This is a genomic window from Neorhizobium petrolearium, assembly GCF_017873175.1.
Classification (GTDB): domain Bacteria; phylum Pseudomonadota; class Alphaproteobacteria; order Rhizobiales; family Rhizobiaceae; genus Neorhizobium; species Neorhizobium petrolearium.
Genome location: NZ_JAGGJW010000025.1, coordinates 38881 through 60718, shown reverse-complemented (window position 1 = coordinate 60718; position 21838 = coordinate 38881). Strand labels below are relative to the sequence as shown.

Below are 21838 nucleotides of genomic sequence, written 5' to 3'. Positions count from 1 at the left end.
TTCTTCGGCAGAAGCCGCATGATCGACAGCGAGGTGACGCTCTTGCCGGAGCCGCTCTCCCCGACGATCGCCACCGTCTCGCGCGGCGCCACGTCAAAGGAAATGTTGCGCACCACCGTGCGCCATTCATCGTTCACACGAAACGACGTGGAAAGGTTCTTCACCGACAGGACGGGTGTAACCGAACCGCCAGCCTGTTCCTTTGCAGTGCCAGAAAGCACCGAGTTACCATGAACCGCCCGCAGAGAAATTGCTGGCAGATGCCTATTGTCTTGAAGAACTGTCATCGCCCGCTCCTCGTCTTCGGATCGATCGCGTCTCGCAAGGCATCCCCAAGAATGTTCAATGCGAGCACGGTCAGGAGAATGGCAAGCGACGGGAAGACGACCAGCCACCATGCGCTCAGGATATTGTCGAAACCTTCGCGGATCATGCCGCCCCAGGTGGCGGCCGGCGGAGGCACGCCGAGGCCGATGAAGGCGAGCGAGGCCTCGGTACGGATCGCCGAAGCCATCCACAGCGACGCGACGACGACGATGTCCGATAAGATGTTGGGGAGGATATGGACGCCCATAATGCGCAGCGGCGAGAAACCCATGGACTTGCCCGCCTCAATGAATTCTCGGCGCTTCACCGCGATCGTCGGCGCCCTTGCCACGCGAACGAAGGGAGCAGTCTCCGTGATGGCGATGGCAATGACCAGGTTTTCGAAACTCGCGCCAAGCATTGCCGCGACCATCAAGCCGAGCAGCAGCGTCGGAAACGACAACATCACGTCCACCAGCCCCATCACCAGCTGATCGAAACTGCCGCCGATATAGCCCGCCATGATCCCCAGAGCGGAGCCCACGACCATGGCGATCAGGACGGAAAGGAAGCCGACCGAAAGCGATATCCGTGCCCCATGAAGAAGCCGCGAGAGCACGTCGCGACCATAGCTGTCCGTGCCAAGCCAGAATTCGGCGGAAGGCGGGCTTAGCCGGTGCAATATGTTCTGCTTCAGCGGATCGTCGGGCGCGATGGCCGGCGCCAGGAGGGCGGCCAGCAGGATGAGAGCCAGCAGCCCGATACCGATCCAGGAAAACCGGTTGCGGCGCAGTGCCATGAGAACGGGATTTGCCTGCCGTTCCGGCGTGGTCAGGGAAAAAGTCGCGTCCGTCATTTTGCGTAGCTCACTCTGGGATCGACAAGGGCGTAGACGAGGTCCGTGACCGTGTTGACGAGGATCACGAAGGTCGCGAACACCACCATCAGCCCCTGTAGCATCGTGTAATCGCGCGACTGCAGCGCGCCGAGGATAAGTTTCCCCAGCCCAGGCCGCGTAAACACGATCTCGGTGAGAACGGAGTTGCCGATGAGGGTACCGAAATACAGGCCGACGACAGTCACGATCGGGATCAGCGCGTTGCCGAGCGCATGCCGCAGGATCAGCCTCGATGGACGCACCCCCTTGGCGCGGGCGGTGCGGATATAGTCCTCGCCCATCACGTCCAGCATCGAGGAGCGCGTGACGCGCGCGATATAGGCGGTCATGATCAATCCGAGATTGAGGGCGGGCAGGACGAGATTGCGCAAATGATTGATCGGGTCGGTCGTGGCGCGGCTCATCACCGGCAGCCATTGCAGCCAGACGGCGAAAGCCAGCAGCATCAGGATCGCTGAAACAAATCCGGGGAACGACAGGCCAAGCAGGGACAGGAGCCGGCTGACATAATCCGGCCACTGATTGCGCCGGCATGCGGCGACCGTGCCCAGAGGAATCCCGAAGAGCGTGCCGATCACAACAGCGGCAAAGGCGAGTTCGAGAGTATAGGGCAGCACCAGCGCCACCTCTTCCAGGACACTTCGTCCGCTAACGGAAGAGTGCCCGAAATTGCCGCTTAGCATGTCGGTGATGAAGCGCAGATACTGCACGGCGATCGACTGATCGAGGCCGAGCTCCGCGCGCAGCGCCCGCAAGGCCTCGTCACTCGCCCGGTCGCCAAGCATGGCGACCGCCGCGTCACCCGGTACCAGGCGGACAAGGATGAAGACCATGGTCAGCATGGCGATCAAGATCGGTATCGCAAGAAGAAGTCTTCGGATGGCATATTGCATCATGCGGCAGCCCTTTCTGCGGCGACGCGGTTCGTGTCAAAAGCAGTAAGATCGTGTTTCGTGCGGCCCTCGCAGATGAGATCGGCCAGGACGCGGCCGACCGACGGAACCAACTGGAAACCATGGCCGGAAAACCCGAAGGCGTGGACGAGACCCTCGACCCTGCGTGAAAAGCCGATCACGGGCAGATGATCCTCGGTCATTGCCTCCATGCCCGCCCATGTCCGCACAATGCGCAGCCCTCCAACCGTGGGGAAAAGACGGACGGCCGCCTTGACCGAGCTTGCCAGCGCTACGACATCGACTGTCGCGGATTGCCTGTCGGCGGCGAGCCTGCCTTGCGAGCCGCCGCCGATCAGAAGCGTGCCCTGCGCCGTCTGCTTGAAGGACAATTTCCGCCCTAAGGAACTGACGACCGGCCCGATGCGTGCCACCGTGCGCTCCGTCACGACCATCATCGACGTGCGGATTGCATGATGCAACGGATCGCCTGCCAGTGCGGCGACGTCCGCCGCCCATGCGCCTCCCGCATTGACGACCACCTTCGCCTCGATCGAACCCTGAGAGGTTTCCGCCCGCCAAAAGTCCGAACGCCGCGTCAAAGCGATGACCTTGCATTCCTCCGTCACGCGCACCCCGGCCGCCAAAGCGGCATCGCGGAAAGCGCGGATCGTTCGGTGCGGGTCGGCCGAGCCGTCTGCGATTGCCCAGGCTCCGCCCAGACAATGCGCGGAAAGGTCCGGCACCAGCGTGCGCAATTCATCAGGTCCGACGATGCGCTCGTGGGTGAAACCTTTTGCCTGCAGCCGCTCGACGCGCGCTTTCACCGCCGAGAACGCCGCCTCGTCCTCGGCGACCTGCAACTGGCCGCAAGCGACAAAGCCGCAATCGTCGCCCACCAGTTCGCTCATCCGGTGCCAGTCTCCCGCCGCTTCGAGGCTCAACGGCAGCTCGGCGGGATGCCGCCCGAGAGCCCGCACGCCGGCCGCCGTGGCGCCCGAGGCATGTCGACCGAGAAAATGCCGTTCGACCAGGGTGACCGAAGCCCCTCGCCTGGCCGACTGCAATGCAGCCGACAGGCCGTGCAAACCGCCGCCGATCACGAGGACATCGGCATTCATCCGGCCGTCTCCATATCCTCGAGGGAGGCGATCTCTGCAAGCGTGATCGGCTTGAGCGGCGGGCGGATGTTGAAGAATGCCACCGAGCCTACCGGTACGCCGTGGACCTCCGCCAGGAGTGCTTGAACCGTATAGCCGCACTGCCGCCCCTGGCAAGGTCCCATCCCGCATCGCGTCGCGGCCTTCACGGCGTTCGGATCGGGCACGCTGGTGCGTGTGACCGCCCGGATCGTCCCCGCCGTCACTTCCTCGCAGCGGCATACGATGGTTTCGTCCGGAAGCCTTTCCCGAAGCGGAGGGTAAAGCGCATCGAGAAGCGGTCGCAAGGCAAGCGCACGGGCACGTCGGTCATCGAGCCGGGCCTGACGACGGCGCTCTTCCACATCGCCGCCTTTGCCCAGACGCGCCGCAATTCCAAGCGCGGCGATTTCACCGGACACCATCGCGGCCGACCAGCCGCCAATCCCGCCTGCATCGCCGGCAACGAACAATCCCGAGCGGCTGGCCTCTCCCCAGCGGCCCAGCCTCGGTGCGAAATACCCCTGACCGGCTCTCCAATCGTGGGCGCAGCCGAGGGCCAACGTCTCATGAATACGCGGCACGACACCTTCGTGAACAAGCAGCACGTCGGCTTCCACCCTCTGGCGCTTGCCGTGCCTGCTCCACTCGATATGTTCGAGGCGCCCCTCACCTTCGGCGCGAAGATCCTTGACGTCTCTGACGATATCGACCTTACGGCGAAGCGCGCGAAGCCAGCCCGCCCCCTTCGCAAGCCCCGCCAGGTCGCGCCAGGCTCCGGGCAGTTTTTGCAGCACGGCCAGACCCGGCCGGCCGGCCGTGTCGAGATAACCTGCAAGCCGCCCCCCCAGATCAAGGGCCTGGGTGGCATAAAGCAGTGGCAAGGGTCCCGCCCCCGCAATCCAGACGCGGCCCTCAGGCAGCATCCCGCCGGATTTCAAGAGGATCTGGGCGGCACCGACCGTCATCACTCCAGGCAGGGTCCAGCCTGGGAAAGGCACAGGCCGCTCCTGGGCCCCCGTCGCAAGCAGGACAATTCGCGCGGAAACGCGGCGCGCGCGGCCGCCGGACGTCAGGAATACGCTCCATCCCTCCTCTATCTGCCATACCTGGGTCTCGGGCATGTATTCGGCTTTCGATGCCCGAAAGGCCTCAACGAGCGCCAGGCCTTTGCGATAATCCGCTCCGAGTGCCCGAGAGACCGGACCGGACATATTTCTTTCGACCCCTCGCCAGATCTGGCCGCCGGGCGCCGGCTGTTCATCAACGACCGCGACCGCCAGGCCGTCTCTGCTCAACTGCACTGCAGCGGACATGCCGGCCGGCCCGGCGCCAACGATCAGGACATCATAGGTCATCGGGCAATCTCCCTGGGGCCACGCTGGATATCAATCCGCATTCCCGGCTTCACCGGAACCAGACACCCTTGCGTGGAGGCGATGCCGTCGACAACGGCCAGACAGTCGAAGCACACCCCCATCTGGCAATAGGGAAGCCGGGGCTTGCCGCTCACCGGCGATATCCGGCCGGCATTGGGAACGCGCAGCAATACGCTGGCGACCGTTTCGCCGTTCCAGGCGGGTGTTTCGACCCCATTCACCACGACCATCATATCCGGCGCAGCCGCCGACCCCTCAAGCACACTTCTGAACATTGAATCTTCCATTGGAAAAGGCCGCAAGGTTCTGCGGCAACCGCCCTTCGGCCATGGCAGGTCCGACGATCGCCGCATGCGCTGCCGCAAGCGTCACGCCGGAATGACAAACCGCCGCAAAAAGGCCGGCATGGCGGGTCGACTCGGCATAGATCGGTGCCTTGTCAGGCGAAAGTACCCGCAACCCGCTCCACTGGCGCACGAGCCGGACAGACCCGAGCGCCGGGATGATGCGTTGCGCCCGCCGCGCAAGCTTGATGGCCGACTGCATCGTCACACCCGTATCGAACGCCTTCTCGTTCGTCGCGCCGATCATCACGGTACCTTCCGCGGTCTGCCGAAGCCCGCTCGCCGGAAGCGGCAGCATGGGTGCCAAGCGCTCGGTCACGAGAATCTGCCCGCGTTCGGCATACAGCGGCACGACGAGGCCGAGCGGGTCGGTGAGGCCGGGTGTGGCCAGGCCTGCCGCGACGATGACGCGCCGAGCCCGGATGTTGCCTTGCGGGGTATCGACCTGAAACCCGTCGGGCACGGGGTTGATAGACGTGACGGGACTGCGGAACCTGACCTGACCGCCGAGTGCCGAGACGGCACCCAGCAAGGCCGCGTAGAGCTGCAGCGGGTTGGTATGGCCATCCAGTTTGCAGTAGCTCGCGCCCACGACCTCATTGCCCAAGGTAACGGCCGGCAGCATTCGCTCGAGCGCGGGCCGCTCAAGCATTTCCGTATAGCCTTCCGTCCGCTGGTTGTGCGTCCGATCTATGAGCGCCGCGCGAGCCTTGTAATCGGCTTCGCTCAGACAGAACGCCAGCCCTCCTCGGCGCGAATAATCAACGCGCGATCCGGCCGCTTCGGCCAGTTCCTGCCGGAAGGTGGGCCAGAGATCGGAACTTTGTACGGTAAGATCCGTGTATGCCGGCGTGCCGGAACCTTTGCCCTGAACCCAGACGAGGCCGAAGTTTGCGCGGGCTGCACGCAGGTCCCGATCCTTTCCATCCAGGACCAGGACCTTGTGCCCCTTTCGGGCAATGCCATAGGCAAGCGCCGCGCCGACCACTCCTGCGCCGATGATGATGACGTCCGCGTCCAATTCGATCTCCCTCAGTTCTTGTCATGGTCGCCAAGTGCCGGTAGAAAGTCAAAGTCGAATACTTTGTGTCACTATTCATACAGGTTATACCATGAGAAACCCCAGCCTGAGGCAGCTCGAAGCCTTGATGGCGGTGATTGAATCCGGCACGGTCAGCCGTGCGGCCGAGATCCTGCGGATCTCCCAGCCGGCAGCAAGCAAGCTCATCCAGGATCTGGAGGCGGATACGGACCTACAGCTTTTTGAACGGGAAAGCGGCCGTCTGGTCCCGACTGGCCGCGGAATGCGGCTCTACGAAGAGGTCGAGCGCATTTTCGGTGGCGTTCATCAGCTGGCGCGCGCAGTGGATGCTATTCGTCGCGAAGAGCACGGCCAGTTGGTCGTGGGCACGCTGCCCGCATTGTCCGGACCATTCATGAGCCGGGTTCTGGTGGGGTTTCGTGCGCGCCATCCCGATGTTTTCGTGTCGGTGGAAGCACGTAGCTCGCAGTTCTTGACGGAAGCCGTTCTACTGCGCCGTCTGGACGTGGCGCTGGTTATCAGCGGCCTTGAACACAGTTCTATCCAGGTGGAAACGCTAAAAAGCCCGCCAGCGGTGGTGGTACTGCCGCACGGTCATCGTCTTTGCGAAAAAAAGGCGCTCGGCCCAAAGGATCTCGCCGAAGAGCCATTCATCGCCTTCGCGCCATCGGGGCTGACACGCCGTAAGGTCGATGCCGTTTTCGAGGCTGAAGGGCTGCGGCCCAAGATCGTCATCGAGGCGTCAACGGCCCCGAACATAGCGGAATTCGTTGCAGCGGGCCTTGGAGTGACTGTCGCCGATCCATTGACAATGGAGTTCGCCGCAGGCCGGGTCACCGTTCGGCCGTTTCGGCCGACCCTCAACATCGACAACCAGATCATCCGGCCGATACGAGCCCGCAACAGCAAGCTGGTCGCTGACTTCGTCGAAGAAGTGCATGCGGCGGCTTCAAAGTCGAGGATGTCGCCCGAGGGCTTCAACCTCGACCATCCCCATTTGGATCAGGGGATGGTCGCGGGATTCGGGGAGCGCCCGGGATCAGGAGCGCGCTAGCGCTTCAGTGTCGTCTGTTCGGTAATGGGTGGCGCAAGATTGAGCGAGCCCTTCAGTTCATATCCGTAGTCGACTGCCTTGCTGCGCACCCAGACCTGCATCAGGCTGAACAGCGGCACGCCGCAGACCTGTTCGTGTATTTTCTTCTGCGCAGCAGACCAGAGCTTCAACCGCTCCTCGTCGCTCACCGCCTTCCGAGCCGCGGAAATTTCGGCATCAGCCGCATCGCAATGAGCGAAGTTCGTCACCGCCGTCGGTTTTCCGATTGCCGCATCCGAATGATAGAACTGGCTCAGATAGCTGTCTGCCACCGGATAGCGCGCAGCACCATAAAAGACGACATCGCTGAGATCCTTGCGCACCTGTTCCTGATAAGTGGGATGGTCGACCACCTTCATCTGCATGTCGATCCCGACTTCCGCCAACTGCGCCTGGATGACCTCCATGATCGGCTGCTGCGACGAACTCGATGAAACGACGGCGGAGAGCTTCAGCCCCTTTTCGAACCCGGCCTCTTCGAGCAGTTTCCTGGACAGAGCCGGATCGTATTTGTAGGCCCAGGAACAATCTTCACCCAGATAACCGGTCGGCACCACGGAGCACCCACGCGGTCCCACTCCCGCACCCACGAACTGCACGATCTGGTCGACGTTGATCGCATGGGCAATTGCTTCCCGGACCTTGATCTTTTCGAGCGGCGGATGTGCCATGTTCAGGAAGATCGTCCGGTATTCACCGGGGGCAAAGATATCGACGGCTGCATCGTCCCAAGCCTTGGCCTGATCGACCCAGCGCTGTTCGCGCTTGCCGTAGATCAGATCCAGCTCGCCCGAACGGAAGGCGAGTTCACGGCTGGAATCGGACGGGATCAGATCGAACTGGATGTCGCTGATCTTTGGCGCGCCTCGGAAATATCCCGGAAAGGCCTTCAAATGCACCGTCTGCTGCGTGATTGCACGGTCGAACATGAATGGACCGGTACCGATCGGGTGGCTCTTGAAACCGATTCCAAGTTTCTCCGCAGCTTTTTTGCTGATGATATTGCCGCCATGATAATTGGCGATGAGGCCGAGAAATCCTGGAACCGGTTCTTTCAAAGTGATCCGGACTGTTATCGGATCAACGGCTTCGATCGACTGGACAGCAGAGAAATCGCTGGAGAACGAAGAGGTTTTCGGATCCTTGGCCCGGGTCAGCGAGAAAACGACATCCTCTGCAGTGAGGATGCCGTAATCGCCGTGAAACTTGACGTCCTTCTTCAGTTTGAAGGTCCAGGTCAGTCCGTCCGCAGAACTGCTCCAACTCTCGGCCAGGTCCGCCTCGATCGTCGACGGATCTGCACTGCCCGGCTGAAAGCGCACCAGCGCGTTGAACATCCAGGAGACAAGAGCCACGTCGGCGGTGGCGGTCGCCCGGGTCGGATCCATCGTCGTGATGTCGGCGGCATTGATTCCGACTCTGAGCGTTTCTGCAAGCCCTGTCTGCGGAAGGGCAATCGAAGCCATCAATGACACTGCAAGAGCTGCCAGCAGTCTGTTTCCAGTTTTTTGCACGTTCGCCTCCTTGTTGTTTGACAGGAGTTAAGGACAGGGCGCCATAAGTGTCAAAGTCGCTATTTTGGGATATCCATTCCCAGAGGTTATACTCGGCCGCCCGTCATGCCGAGGCCGCGGGTCGCCACGCCTGGAAGGCCTTCGTGGATTGCCCCACGTGCCGAAGCCGCATTAATTGGAATCTTCAATTAATGTTCAGGAATCGCAACTTCTCTCGCAAAGAACCGTCGTCATAGTCTCCTCCTCGACACTTTTATCTGACCCCGACGAGGAGACAAATTCATGAAAGGCGAAACAGCGACAGCCGCCTCGCCTTCATCCACGTGTCTTCTGGTTTAATATACGGAGAGAGACGCGCGTTATGCTTAGGATTGGCGTCGACATAGGCGGCACATTTACCGATTTCTGCGGATGGCGTGAGGGTGGGCACGAGATCTTCAGCCTGAAAGTTCCCTCGACACCGCCTTCTTTCGAGAACGGCTTCCGGCAGGGATTTGAAAATCTTCTCGAGCGCCTCTCGCCGAAGGCGGGCGAGGCAGCGTTGGTGATGCATGGCACGACTGTCAGCACCAATGCCGTGATCGAGCGAAAGGGTCCGAAGATCGCATTCTTCGTGACCAAGGGTTACCGGGATCTTCTGGAACTGCAGCGCATGGGCGTGCGCAACCCGCTGAATATTTTCGAGAACCGCACAAAGCCGCTGGTCGAACGTGCGATGGTGTTCGAGGTCGAGGAAAGGCTCCTGCGCGGCGGCGCGGTCGAAACGGCAATCGACGAGACGGCGGTGGAAATCCTGGCCCGGCGGGCGACCGAAGCCGGTGCAGCCGGTTATGCCGTCGCGCTTCTCCACAGCTACACCAATCCGCTGCACGAGAAAGCGGTCGAGAGAGCTATCCGACGGGCTGTCGGCGCCGATGCGGAGGTCAGTCTTTCGAGTGAAATCTGGCCGCGCATCGGCGAGTATGAGCGTGCGATCGTCAGCGTGCTCAACGCGTTTGTGCGGCGCCGCATGAATGAATATATCGGTGCCGTAGAAGATTATGTCGCCGACAGACTTCCTGGCTCGCAGCTCTTCGTTACCCGTTCGAACGGCGGCGCGATGGCGGCATCGGAAGCGCGCAACTACCCTGTCCACACACTTCTTTCAGGCCCCGCATCCGGCGTGACTGCTGTGCAATATCTTGGCCGTTTTCTCGGCGAGCGCAACATCCTCACCATGGACATGGGTGGCACGAGTACGGATATCTCGCTGGTGCGTGATGGAGAGGCTCTCACCTCGACGGCCGCTGAAGTCGGCGACTTCCCTGTCGTCATGCCGGTGACCGGGATTGAGGCAATCGGGGCGGGCGGAGGATCGATCGCGACGATTGACGGCGGAGTCTTGCGCATAGGGCCGCAAAGCGCCGGTTCTTATCCAGGCCCGGCCTGCTTTGGACGCGGGGGGGGCGCCCCCACCCTCACCGATGCCTATCTGGTCGCGGGTTATCTGCCTCAAGCCCTGCTGGGCGGAGACATGCAGTTGAACCGGGATGCAGCCGAACACGCCATGGCGCCAATCGCCGCAGCCTTGGGCACCGACATTCTCAACGCCGCCGAAATGTGCGTCGCGGTGGCCAGCTCGAATATGGTGGCTGGCGTCCTGCCATATCTTGCGCGCCAGGGCGTCGATCCGGAAGAACTGACCCTGCTGGTTTATGGTGGGGCCGGCGCGATCCAGGGCCCTCTCCTTGCGGCGGAAATCGGTGTCGGCCGCGTCCTCGTGCCGACCACGCCGTCTGTTTTCTGCGCTCTCGGCGGTCTGGTCTCTGAACTCAGCCATGATGCAATGGAAACCGTGCACGGGCTCGACATCGACGGCGCGGTCATCGCGAGGAAGTTTGCAGCCCTGCGGAAGCAGGCCGCCGAATGGCTGTCGCGACAATCCCCACCCGAACGCCTCGTCTCGGAGGCATACGAATGCTGGGCGGAGATGCGGTATGTCGGGCAATCCTTCCAGGTCGATGTCCGTCTGCCGAACTCGGCCGTCGACAGCGAGGACTTATCAGCGATGCATGACGCCTTCCACAAGGAGCACGAACGGATCTACAGCCATGCCGATCGAACGGCAGCGGTCGAGTTCGTTGATCTGCGCATGCGTGTAAGAGGGGCGATGTCCGTCCCCGAGCCTGCTTCTCCGACGATGTCCGACGGCGGCGACCCGGTGAAGGGCGTGCGGCCGATGCGTTTTCAGGGGCAGTTTTTCCCGCAGGTCAGCATCTATGACAGAGCTCGCCTCAGCTTGAATGACGCTGTCCCGGGACCCGCCGTCATCGAGCAGCCCGAAGCGACAATCGTCGTGCCGCCTGATTTCACCGCACGCGTCGGGGCCTATGGCGCAATATTCATGAGCCGGAGCTGACCTATGGATGCCGTCCGAACAGCCATTATGAGCAACCGTTTCAATGCGATCGTCGAGGAGGCATCAGCCGCCGTCTATCGCACCGCGCATACCACCTTCGTGAAACTTGTTCAGGATTACCAATGCGCACTCGCAACTGCCGACGGAGACATGTTTGCCTATCCGATGATGTCGGGCGTGAACGTCTTCATCGGTTCGCCCCTGCGACCGACACTCGACGCGATTGGGCGCGAAAACTTAAAGCCGGGGGACATCATCATCACCAACGATCCGTTCGCAACCGATGGCCTGGTGACCCATCTGATGGACGTTACGCTTCTTTATCCGATCTTTCGCGATGGCAAGCTGATCGCCGTCGGCTGGTCATTCGTGCATGCCTCGGATATCGGCGGTGCCGTTCCGGGCAGCATTTCCCCCGCCTTCACGGAGGTGTTTCAGGAAGGCCTCAGGGTCCGGCCGGTGAAGCTCTACGAAGGCGGCGTGCTCAACAAGGCGATCAAATCGATCTTCGAGGACAACAGCCGCATCCCCGTCGAACTCTGGGGCGACATCCAGGCTATGATTTCCGGCCTGAAAAGCATGGACAGGCGCATCGGCGAGCTTTGCGACCGTTATGGCCGCGATGCGGTCGAAGAAGGCATGAACGACGTCATCACATATGCGGAAGGCAAGGCTCACGCGGTCATCAGGACCATTCCCAACGGCACTTACAGCTTTTCTGATTATCTCGAAGGGATCAACGAGGGGCAGCTTGCCTATTTCAGCGTGACACTGACGGTCCACGACGGCCAGATCGATGTCGACTTCACCGGAACCGATCCGCAACTATCGGCAGCCTATAATCTGGTAACCGGTAAAACGACCCATCCCTACGTGGTTCAGTGCCTGATCACGTTCATCCTGACGATGGACCCGCTGACACCGCGCAATTCCGGCATTTTGCGGGCTATCCACGCCCACGCGCCCCGCGGCACCGTGCTGAACGCGGTCTTCCCGGCATCCGGCGGCTCTCGCGCAGCATCCGCGACGCGCGCTTACGACATCATCATGGGTTGCCTCGACCAGGCACTGCCGGAAGGTCTGGGCGCGGCGGGCGCAGGCATGGCGGGCGTCATTGTCGTTTCGGCACCCGATCCCCGGACGGGTCGCGATCGGGTAAATGTCATTAATACCATTCATGGTGGCGGTGGCGGCCGCCGCGGGAGTGACGGCGTCGACGGTACCGAGGTGCGTTATTCGCAGCGCGCAGTGCCCGTCGAAATCGTCGAAATCGAAACGCCGATCATCATGCGGGCAACCCGGATTGTTCCGGACAGTCGCCGTGCAGGTCGGTTTGCAAGCGGTGCGGCTCTCGAGATGGAACTTGAAAACACTGCCAACCGTGCCGTGATGACGGTGCGCAACATGAACCGCTTCGTCTTCGCGCCCTGGGGCTTCAGGGGTGGCGAACAGGGCCTGCTTGGCAAGACGATCGTCAATCCCGGTCGTCCCGACGAGCGCTCGATCGGAAAGATTTCGGTGCTGGAAATGTCGCGAAGCGATGTGGTGCGGATCACCAGCCCCACGGGCGGCGGATTCGGAGAACCGCTGGAACGTGACATTACCGCGATCCAGAGCGAAATCGACAATGACATGCTCTCGCCTGAGCGGGCGGCGGAAGCTTATGCCGTTGTGTTGGATGAGAACGGTCGTATCGACGAAGCCGCAACGGCCGTGCAAAGAAGCAAGCGAATAAGGGCACGGCAGGCGGATTTCACTTTCTGCGCCGAACGGGAGCGGCAGGACCGGGTCTGGCCCCTTGCAATTCGACGGCAATTGGCGTCCATGGCGCTGTCTTATGACCAACGTATTCGCAGCCAACTCGTGGGCAACGTCCATCGCCGTATGTTGGCCGCCGGCGAGACCGTCGATCCCGAGACCCTCCAGAAAGTCGTCGAAGCGGAAGCGGCACGTCTTTCCGGTACCAGAATGAAGGCTTCATAAGCTCGAGGACACCTTTCTCCGCCTCGACGATCGTCCGCTTGCGGGGCGAGGTCTGTTGCGCCCCGCGTTCCTGCTTGCTGATTGTTACAGGAAGATTGCCCTCGACGCCGGCCAAGATTTTCATCAGCAATCGCCGGACCGCAATGCCTTTCAAGCCCAGTCTGGAAAAATTCGACTTTGACAGCCGCTTAGAAAGCGGGTCTGCTTGCTTTGGAGTGATTATCGACCGGGCGTCGCCAGCGCGACAAACCGCGTCAGAAAATCAGTCTCGATCGAAATCAAGGTGCATCGTATCGCATGAGCCAGTCGCTGGATCTTTGGAGCATGAAGTGTTTCATCATCCTGGCCGAAGAACTGCATTTCGGCCGGGCGGCGACCCGGCTGAACATGACCCAGCCGACGCTCAGCCAGCAAATTCGTAAACTTGAATCCATTTTTGGCGTTCAACTTTTCATCCGATCGACCCGAAGCGTGGAACTGACGCCCTCGGGTGCAACATTTCTGCCTCTTGCCCGCGAAGCGCTGATCAAGCTCGAAGAGGCGGTTCTGTTGTCGAAGCTGGCCGCGGGCGGCATGTCGCCCGGCGGCGAACAGCTCAAGATTGGCGCGATCGGCCCTGCAGCGCATCGGCTTCTGCCATTGATATTGCGGCGTTTTCGCAACCGCTTTCCCAAAACGCGCCTGGATGTCAGGATTTTCGATTCATCGGAGATTCTGCGCGCCCTTGAGCGCGGAGAATATGATATCGGCATCATGCGCCCGCCGACCAACGCCAACTTCATCCGTTTTCGCCCGCTCATGTCGGATCGCTTCGTGGCGGTCATCCCGAAGAATTCTCCGCTGGCGCGCAGGCCGTCGTTGCGACTTTCGGACTTCATCGGGCAGGACGTGTTCACGCTGAAGCGCTTCGAGCTTTCAAGTTTCAGAGCCATACATGACCAGATCATCGAAGCGGGGATCGAAGCGGATACAAGCTTCAAGGTTTCCAGCACCACTGCGGCACTGGCAATGGCTTCGGCCGGGCTGGGGATTACCTTCCTTCCGGAATGGATCGAGAGCATTGTCGACAGCGAAGTCGTTCTACGCCGTGTGGAAGATTTGACCGAGGAAATTTCCACGGGAATTGCCTGGCGCGCGGACAATCCGATCCCTGGGATCCTTCCCTTCGTTGAATTCGCAGAACTCATTTCCCGTCGGCTGTGAGTGAACCATGGCCGCATCGTCCGACCGGCCAGGAAAATTGCCCGACAACGATGATGGCCCTCCTGCTCGGAGACATTCAGGCAATCGCCATTGATGGGTCTTTGGCATTTATTGATTGGCGATGTTTATAAATCGGATGCAATTTCAATTGGACGAACTGCGCGATGACGCGCGACATTCATCCCGGGAACCAACAGGAACTGGGAAAAATTATGAAAACACCCACAATCACCGCGGCGGCATTGTTGACGACAGTCACGGCCGGCCATTGCGAGCAGCTGATCGTCAATAGCTATGGCGGACCCTATGAAGCTATTATTATGGAGCGGATCATCAAGCCGTTCGAAGACAAGACCGGTATCAGCGTCGTTTATGACCCGGTAGGCTCGTCCTCTCAGGACTACGCGAAGATCAAGGCGACCAACGGTCGGCCAGGTTTCGACGTCGTCGTCATGACAGCATCTCAATCGCTTGATGGTTGCAGGGACGGGCTGCTGGAAAAATTCACCCCCGCTACGGTCCCCAATCTTGAAAAACTGAGCCCGGCCATCAACAAGATCGCCGGTGAATGCGGCGCGGTTCATGAACTGCAGTACATGTCCCTTCTCTGGCGGACCGACAAGTTGAAGGCCGCGCCAAGCTCGTGGGCCGCCCTGTTCGACAGCGAACTCAAGGGCAAAGTCATCCTGCCGACGTTCCAGAACATCATGGCGGCAAACCTCATGCAGGTCCTGTCCGTCCAGAATGGCGGGGACCTATTGAACAACGTCGATCCCGGCTTCAAGGCGATGGCGCAGCTTGCGAAACAGTCGGTCGGTTTCGAGCAGTCCTCAGCCGTGATGGAAACCTACGTCAAGGACGGTCAGGTATGGGCGATGCCCTTCTGGAACGGCCGCGCGCAATTGCTTGTCGATACCGGCATGCCTGTCGACTATATCAAGCCGGTCGAGGGGACAATTCCGCTTATTGCGACGCTCAACGTTCCGGTGGGAACCCAGAACAAGGAGGCCGCAATGAAATTCGTTAATTTCTTTCTCGAAAAATCCAGCCAGGAAGCCTGGGTGACGGGCTACAAAGTGGGCAGCGCGCGCAGCGACATCGATGTGCCGGATGCCGTACGTGCCAAACAGATCACCACCGAAGAGGATCTGGACAAGCTTCTCCTGCCCGACCTTTCCATTATGGCCGCCAAGCTTCCGGAATGGGGTGATCGCTGGGAACGGGAAGTCGTTCACGCTGCGAACTGAAAGCAAGCCTGATGACGATAGTTGCAACGGATTCACCTGCGGCGCCGGCACTCCGCAGGTTCGCATTGCGCGGATATGTTCCGCTTTTCCCACCATTCGCCGTGCTGCTGCTCTTCTTTGCCGTGCCGATCGGCATGATGATCGGCATCAGCTTCCAGGATCCGAAGACCGCCCAATTCAGCCTCGGAAGCTATCAGCGCTTCCTCACCGACGGACTGATCATCGCCGGCCTTTTCCGCACGATACTGATGTCAGGGCTCGTGGCGATCTGTGTGACGGTGATGGCCTACCCGGTTGCCTATTTTCTGGCGCGATCGACATCGCGCTGGAGAGCCATCGTCTTCGCGTTGGCGATCGCACCGGAACTGGCCGGCGTGGTGCTGCGAACCTATGGCTGGCTGATCATCCTGGAAGACAGGGGTTTCGTCAACGACGCCCTCATCTGGCTCGGTCTCGTTTCCTCACCGCTTCCCCTGGCGAAGAACCTTTTCGGCGTCGTCGTGGGGCTTACCCATGTTGTTCTTCCTTTCGGCATTCTGGCTCTTCTCACGAGCATTCAGGGCATCGATCCGAATATCGAAAAAGCGGCACAAATTCTGGGGGCATCGCGCCTTTCGGTCATCCGCCACATCCTGCTGCCGCTGTCGATACCGGGCACCGTCAGCTCTCTCCTGATCTCCTTCACCATGGCGGCGAGCGCCTATGCGACCCCTGCCCTGCTGGGCGGCGCCCGCTTCAAGGTTTTGGCGACGATGATCTCCGAGCAGATCATGTTTTACATCAACTGGCCCATGGCGGCGGTCATGGCGATCGTGCTTTTGGTTCTGATGCTCGCGATCACCTTTGCTGGCGGCCGGGTGGAGACCCGCCTCCATAAGAAACTGAACGTCTAGGAGGCCGGCACCATGAACCGTCTGCTTTCCGGCCTGTTTTGGATTTCGCTCTGCCTCATCCTGGCCTTCATCACGCTGCCTCTGCTCGTCGTGGTGGCAGCATCGCTGAGCCCGTCGTCCATGGTGACCTTTTCGCCGGCCGACTGGACCATGAAATGGTACGCCGCGCTGTGGGCATCCAAATGGCTCGACCCGTTCATCCTCAGCGTCAAGATCGCGGTCATCGTTTCGCTGGTCAGCGGTGTGCTCGGCGCACTGGGTGCCTATGCGGTCGCTTACGAAAAATGCCCCGGCAGCGAGGCGATCATGGCCTTTCTCCTGTCGCCGCTTGCCGTACCGCAAATCGTCAAGGGCGTGGCGATCGTGCTCTTCCTGTCTTCGGCCGGTCTCTACACGCTCCTCGGAACTCCGGGACTGATTGCCGGGCACATCGTCCTGACGCTTCCGTTTGCGGCGAGAATGATCGCGACGTCCATTTACAATTTCGACAAGAACCTCGATCGGGCTGCGCAGATTCTGGGTGCCAGCAAATGGCAGCGCGTCCGGCACATTCTGCTGCCGCTTATTAAGCCCGGCCTTTTCTCGGGCATGACCTTTGCATTCATCATCTCCTTCAACAACATTCCGCTATCGGTCTTCCTCGTGCGGCCTGGGCAGACAACTTTGCCGATCACGGTCATCAACTACATGGAATACAGCCTCGACCCGGTTCTGGCCGCCGTCAATGTGGCGTCCCTGATCTTCATCCTGACAACCATATTCCTCTTCGAAAAACTGGGCGGCTTTTCCGCACAGATCCACGGTGGAAGCAAATGAGCGATATCGACATCGAACTGATCTCTGTCCGCAAGACCTACGGCAACGCCCTCGTCGTCGGCGACATCAGCCTGTCCATTCCGAAGGGCGAGTTCGTCAGCCTGCTCGGGCCATCGGGCTGCGGCAAGACGACGACCCTCAACATGATTGCCGGATTTCAACAGCCGACAGGGGGAGAGATCCGGATCAGGGGCAGGAATCAGGCAGGCGTACCACCGGAGAAGCGCAACATCGGGCTGGTCTTTCAAAACTATGCGCTCTTCCCCCATATGACGGTTGCCGAGAATGTCGCCTTTGGCCTCAGGATGAAAGGCGCCCCCCGCGCCGAAATCGACCAGACTGTGAATACGGCACTCAAAAGCGTTCATCTGGAGGGTTTCGAAGCGCATTATCCTAAGGAGTTGTCCGGCGGACAACAGCAGCGCACGGCGCTCGCCCGTGCGATCGCGCCGCGGCCGTCGGTGCTCCTTCTTGACGAGCCGCTTTCCAATCTCGACCTCAAGCTGCGGGAGGCCATGCGGGTCGAGCTCAAGGAAATCCAGCAACAGCTCGCAATGACGTTCGTTTACGTCACCCATGACCAGGAAGAGGCCATGGCGATGTCGGACCGCGTGGTCGTGATGTCAGGCGGCGTGATCGCGCAGGAAGACAAGCCGGAGAATATCTATAATGCGCCCCGCACCAGCTTTGTGGCTGATTTCATCGGAAAGTCCAACATTCTCCCCGTCTCTGCCGTGCGTGCGACGGGAGATCAGCGGGAGATCACGATCAACCACAGCAATATCTCGCTGGCTGTCGGAAGCGATCAAGCCGGCCCACCGGCGGCGAGATTTTGCTGCATTCGCCCCGAGGACGTCAGGATCATTGGCGGTGAGGCTTTTGCCGAAGGTGCCAACGTATTGGACGGGACTATTTCCAAGATCGTCAATCTCGGCGCGCACCTGGACCTGTGGGTTACTGTCGATCGCGATATCACGATCAAAGCCCTGGTCCGCTCCAGCCGCAGTGATCAACTCAAGACGGGCAATCACGTCAGCATTTCCATCGCACCTGCGGCGATCCGCCTGCTCCACGAATGAATAAAGACAATCCAAGGGAGGACCATGCCCGTTCGTCTTTATCGACGAGATCAGGAAACAGCTCGTAGTGATACTGCCTAACCTATACGGCCCCGAACGTGCGGGCACCTTGCTCGGAAATCGCAATAATGTCCTCTTCCACTTCGACAGAAAGGTTAAAAATGCATTATCTGCTGCCGCACATCGTTTCCGCTTGCGCGACTGCCGCATCAAAGAGTTCGTCCTTCGACCAAAGCATTGCATGGCGGCAATCTGACCCAATCCGAGCCCGCCATTAAAGCTTCTGATGGCACCATGGCCTATGCGAAACGATAACTACACGCGCGTGCGATCGCTTCAGGCGCGGCTAACGCTTGATCAGTTACTTTCTATACGTGAAAGGCTTCGCTTGTAGGGCGTAGCGGATCAGTTAGCTTCCAAATCTGCCCTTTCAACGGACCGCCGCCCAAATTTCCTGCCATGCCGCGAATTCGGAGGGCCGGATGCGGTAGCGCGCGAAATTGCCTTCGTGCAAGCTGAGAATTTCCCGTTCCGCCATCTCCCGAAACCGCTCGCGGTCAGGTTCTTCGATGTTTTTCGTTACCCACGAGCCAATATGGGCGACAGCTGCTTTGCGATTCATAACGTCGCGCACGATCTCGCCTACTATGGTTTGCAACGCATCTCGATAGCGCAAGCGGAACGGATCTGGCTCACCGAGTGATTGACGCACCGCAGCATAGCGCGCTGCCGAACGCTCATACGCCCATATGAACATGTCTTTGAGCAGGTCGATTCGATTCATTTCGTACACGCCAAGTATAGCATCGGTGTATGTCTGGCGCTGTACATCGGTAAACGAAAGCGGCGATAGGTTGCGCTTGATGAGCGGTATATTCGCAGCAAGCCGCGAAACCCGCTTGTTCACATCGTCGAAAGGCTGAAGGTAGGGTAGCTGCACCATCACGAAGAACGCTTGCTCGAAGGGGTTCGTGATGGCCGCCGCAGTTGCGAGTATCTGATCGAAACATTCTTCGATAACGGCAGGATTTTCGAGCGGATGAAATGCCGACCGTTCGATGCCTACGCTGATGCGGCGCAGCCGTCCTGCTGCACCTTCATCGGGGAGCAGGTTGTTGGCCAGCATCGCGTGAAGATTGAGAATCGTATAGCGGTTGAAGCCGATTTCTTCGGCAATACCCACCAGGAACTCGATAGCATCCTTATGGTTGAGGATCATCTGAGCTTCGAGACGCTTTTTTCCTTCGGCTTCCTCACCGAAGTCAATCAGCCGCTTGGTATCGAGCAGCGAATAGGTGTTGCCTTCAAGTCGGCTCGAATTCCATGACAGGTCTATCAGCAGCCGGTTCAGGATTAGTTTGGCGTATGTGCCGGGCGGTTGTTCCCCGGTTTCAGCTGTGCCGACTCTTTGAAGATGTGCTCGTTCACGCTCATCCAGATATGTGCTGACATTCGGCCGGTATGAATCCAGAAACGCCCTGTCGTAACCGACTGGATTGCGGCGTTCGACAGGCTGGCGGACGTACGCCAGCACTTCTTTTCCACCTCCGGACAAGGGGATCGCCGCTTCTTCGGCAGCAGCGAGTGCAGCCTCGCCTCGAGCTTCCGCAGGCGGATAGTATTTCGTCCAGCGGCGCTCCCCTTCTCGGAGGAGACGGCCATTCTCAACTAGGAACGCAAGGTGCCGCTGAAGGGTGCGGGTCGGAATGTTCACCGTAAGCGCTGCTGTAATTTTGCCAAGCGTAACACCGCCCGGTTGGGCGCGAACTATGGCCTCGATTGCCTTCAACTCCTCCTCTGGCAATGGCTTGGCCATTTTAACTCCTTGATGGCGTATAGACTTTTATGCGCCATCTAACTGCGAATATACGCCATTAAGCCACATATAAGCGCCACTATCAAACCTATGCGCCATTAAATGATGCATAGGGGTCGAAATGTGGCGCATAGACAGAATATGCGCCATAAAACCTACTATGCTGATTTTGCCGATGTCGCGATAAACATCGATGCCCCAGCTGCCGAGCAGTTCGGCGACAATGCAAAGCCGATTTCCGGATATTGATGACGATCATGGCGGATGGCGGTCAGTTCGCGGGCGTAAGCAGCGATGCGCTCAATAACGGGCATGTTCGAAAACCGTGATGGCGAAAGGTGGTGGCGAGCCGACGCCGCATGTGCAACACCGGCTGAAGAGGGATTGCGGCTTCAGGCTGCCGTGGATTTCGGACCTGAGGCCAGTCCGTCATAAGAGATAGACAGGTGTCGCGGATCAGACGACCAATCGCCGCCGCCAAGAAGAAGGTGGTCCGGTCTGCCGGTCGCATCGAAACCAAGTCTCACTGGCTCGCCATGACTGCCGAACCCGTTGGCAAGTACGATTCTTCCTTCGGCCGCGCCGGTGATTTCGAGTTCAGCCTCATCGGTGAACGGTTTCTGGGCGCCGGGATTGGCAATGAAAACCTTGTCCCCCACCGGCACGAGGTCGATAGCGGTCCAAAGCGACCACCATCGGCTGGCCCAATCCGCAACGCGCTCCGCCGGGGCACCATGCTTGCTGAAACGGTCCATGATCGAGACAATGCCTTCAAGCCATGTATTTGCCGGGCCATCGATGGAATTGGTGACGACTGAGAGGCTGATACCCCAGTCCGGGATTGTCGCCGACCGGCTGATGAAACCGGGAAAGGAGCCGCCGTGGCCGATCAAGGCATGGCCGCTGGCTTCCATCAGCATCGTGCCCAAGCCATAGTAGCGTGGTTCCCAACTATGCGGCACTTGCCAATGTCGCCGCGTCATTTCGCGCCGGCTGGCGGGCGAAAGGATGCTTGTCTCCGCCGCCGGATCAAGGCTTGCAAAAAAGCGAGCAAGATCACCTGCGGTACTCACGAAACCCGTGGCGGCAGCAAGCGCGAAGGTCGGCTGGTGTCCGTTGATCACACCGCGGCCAAAGGGCAGACGGCCGCTATGGCCGAAGGCGAGCGGTGCACCCGGCGCGACCGGCATGTCCGGTGTCGTCTGCTCCAGGCCTGAGGCCGCAACGACTTCGCGGGAGATCCAGCCGATATAGGGTTCGCCGGTTATTGCTTCGATCGCGAAGCCGAGCAGGCCAAAACCGAGATTGGAATATTTGAAGCGGGTATTGGCGTCGATCACCAGCGGCAATGCCAATTCTTCGCGCAGCGCCGGATCGTCGAAGAAGGGAGCAGTTACTTGCCAATGGGAGGAACGGCGCCCGTCGCGCATGATGCCGGCTGCGTGAGAAAGCAATTGCGCAATTGTGGTTTCAGCCACCGTGGCATCGAGACCCGGGACATATTTGCCGATCTTGTCGTCGAGATGCAGCTTGCCCGCTTCCTGGAGCTTCATGATGCCAGTGGCGGTGAAGGTTTTAGAATGCGAAGCCACGCGAAAACGATGTTCCGGCGTCAGCGCTTTGCCGGTCCTCAGATCGGCCGTCCCGAATGCGCGGCTGAAAACGAGCTCGCTCTTCTTCGCGACCGCTACAACACAGCCGGGCTGTTCCGTCAGCTGCATCTGGAAACCCATCCAGCGCTCGACGTAGGCGAGCGCTGCATCCAACCATTCCGTCATGAGTTTACTCCCCGTCC

Annotated in this window: 19 protein-coding genes; 8 read left to right on the top strand and 11 right to left on the bottom strand. The window is 60.0% G+C overall.

The features are described 5' to 3' along the window. The 7 genes from J2046_RS31400 to J2046_RS31370 all read right to left on the bottom strand — a co-directional run. Positions 1–287: ATP-binding cassette domain-containing protein (locus J2046_RS31400; protein WP_233470407.1), on the bottom strand; the 287-nt coding region annotated here is incomplete at its 3' end. Beyond that, positions 284–1162, bottom strand: a complete 879-nt coding sequence (locus tag J2046_RS31395; RefSeq protein ID WP_210058540.1) for an ABC transporter permease — start codon at positions 1160–1162, stop codon at positions 284–286. The genes J2046_RS31400 and J2046_RS31395, both read right to left, overlap by 4 nt. Next, positions 1159–2100: an ABC transporter permease gene (locus J2046_RS31390; protein ID WP_210058539.1), complete on the bottom strand. Its 942-nt coding sequence runs from the start codon at positions 2098–2100 to the stop codon at positions 1159–1161. Before J2046_RS31390 ends, J2046_RS31395 begins: the two co-directional genes overlap by 4 nt. Continuing rightward, a complete protein-coding gene (locus tag J2046_RS31385; RefSeq protein ID WP_210058538.1) occupies positions 2097–3218 on the bottom strand; it encodes an NAD(P)/FAD-dependent oxidoreductase in 1122 nt (373 codons plus the stop codon). Before J2046_RS31385 ends, J2046_RS31390 begins: the two co-directional genes overlap by 4 nt. Beyond that, a complete protein-coding gene (locus J2046_RS31380) occupies positions 3215–4594 on the bottom strand; it encodes an FAD/NAD(P)-dependent oxidoreductase (RefSeq protein WP_210058537.1) in 1380 nt (459 codons plus the stop codon). Before J2046_RS31380 ends, J2046_RS31385 begins: the two co-directional genes overlap by 4 nt. After that, the gene (locus tag J2046_RS31375; protein WP_037146470.1) at positions 4591–4890 is read right to left on the bottom strand and encodes a (2Fe-2S)-binding protein; all 300 of its coding nucleotides are present in this window, start codon (positions 4888–4890) and stop codon (positions 4591–4593) included. Before J2046_RS31375 ends, J2046_RS31380 begins: the two co-directional genes overlap by 4 nt. After that, positions 4871–5980, bottom strand: coding sequence for an NAD(P)/FAD-dependent oxidoreductase (locus J2046_RS31370; protein WP_210058536.1), 1110 nt, complete (start codon positions 5978–5980; stop codon positions 4871–4873). The genes J2046_RS31375 and J2046_RS31370 overlap by 20 nt, the downstream gene beginning before the upstream one ends. 34 nt (positions 5981–6014) lie before the next feature. Between J2046_RS31370 and J2046_RS31365 the strand changes: the two genes are divergently transcribed. Continuing rightward, positions 6015–7055 carry a LysR substrate-binding domain-containing protein gene (locus J2046_RS31365; RefSeq protein ID WP_325169814.1) on the top strand — a complete coding sequence of 347 codons (1041 nt, stop codon included), beginning with the start codon at positions 6015–6017 and terminating at the stop codon, positions 7053–7055. On the opposite strand, the gene J2046_RS31360 is transcribed toward J2046_RS31365, so the two are convergent. Further along, positions 7052–8608 (bottom strand): ABC transporter substrate-binding protein, encoded by a 1557-nt coding sequence (locus J2046_RS31360; protein WP_325169813.1) that lies wholly within the window; start codon positions 8606–8608, stop codon positions 7052–7054. The two genes, J2046_RS31365 and J2046_RS31360, sit on opposite strands and share 4 nt — an antisense overlap. Positions 8609–8969: 361 nt before the next feature. Here J2046_RS31360 and J2046_RS31355 point away from each other — a divergent pair, with 361 nt between their 5' ends. The 7 genes from J2046_RS31355 (at position 8970) to J2046_RS31325 (ending at position 18227) form a co-directional block, all read left to right on the top strand. Further along, on the top strand, positions 8970–11006 hold the full coding sequence (locus J2046_RS31355) for a hydantoinase/oxoprolinase family protein (protein ID WP_210058535.1): 2037 nt from the start codon (positions 8970–8972) through the stop codon (positions 11004–11006). 3 nt (positions 11007–11009) lie between these two features. Continuing rightward, positions 11010–12989, top strand: a complete 1980-nt coding sequence (locus tag J2046_RS31350) for a hydantoinase B/oxoprolinase family protein (RefSeq protein ID WP_210058534.1) — start codon at positions 11010–11012, stop codon at positions 12987–12989. A gap of 297 nt (positions 12990–13286) precedes the next feature. Then, positions 13287–14192, top strand: a complete 906-nt coding sequence (locus tag J2046_RS31345) for a LysR family transcriptional regulator (RefSeq protein ID WP_210058533.1) — start codon at positions 13287–13289, stop codon at positions 14190–14192. Between the two features lie 212 nt (positions 14193–14404). Beyond that, positions 14405–15439 (top strand): ABC transporter substrate-binding protein, encoded by a 1035-nt coding sequence (locus tag J2046_RS31340; RefSeq protein ID WP_210058532.1) that lies wholly within the window; start codon positions 14405–14407, stop codon positions 15437–15439. A gap of 11 nt (positions 15440–15450) precedes the next feature. Further along, on the top strand, positions 15451–16332 hold the full coding sequence (locus J2046_RS31335) for an ABC transporter permease (protein ID WP_210058531.1): 882 nt from the start codon (positions 15451–15453) through the stop codon (positions 16330–16332). Between the two features lie 12 nt (positions 16333–16344). Continuing rightward, complete coding sequence (locus tag J2046_RS31330; RefSeq protein ID WP_037146483.1) at positions 16345–17148, top strand: ABC transporter permease; 804 nt, start codon at positions 16345–16347, stop codon at positions 17146–17148. Continuing rightward, the gene (locus tag J2046_RS31325; RefSeq protein WP_210058530.1) at positions 17145–18227 is read left to right on the top strand and encodes an ABC transporter ATP-binding protein; all 1083 of its coding nucleotides are present in this window, start codon (positions 17145–17147) and stop codon (positions 18225–18227) included. Before J2046_RS31330 ends, J2046_RS31325 begins: the two co-directional genes overlap by 4 nt. Positions 18228–18657: 430 nt before the next feature. On the opposite strand, the gene J2046_RS31320 is transcribed toward J2046_RS31325, so the two are convergent. The 3 genes from J2046_RS31320 to J2046_RS31310 form a co-directional block, all read right to left on the bottom strand. Next, positions 18658–20043, bottom strand: coding sequence for a Fic family protein (locus J2046_RS31320; protein WP_210058529.1), 1386 nt, complete (start codon positions 20041–20043; stop codon positions 18658–18660). Positions 20044–20201: 158 nt separating this feature from the next. Beyond that, a complete protein-coding gene (locus tag J2046_RS31315; RefSeq protein WP_210058528.1) occupies positions 20202–20357 on the bottom strand; it encodes a hypothetical protein in 156 nt (51 codons plus the stop codon). Between the two features lie 78 nt (positions 20358–20435). After that, on the bottom strand, positions 20436–21821 hold the full coding sequence (locus tag J2046_RS31310) for a serine hydrolase domain-containing protein (RefSeq protein ID WP_210058527.1): 1386 nt from the start codon (positions 21819–21821) through the stop codon (positions 20436–20438). Positions 21822–21838 lie beyond the last annotated feature (17 nt).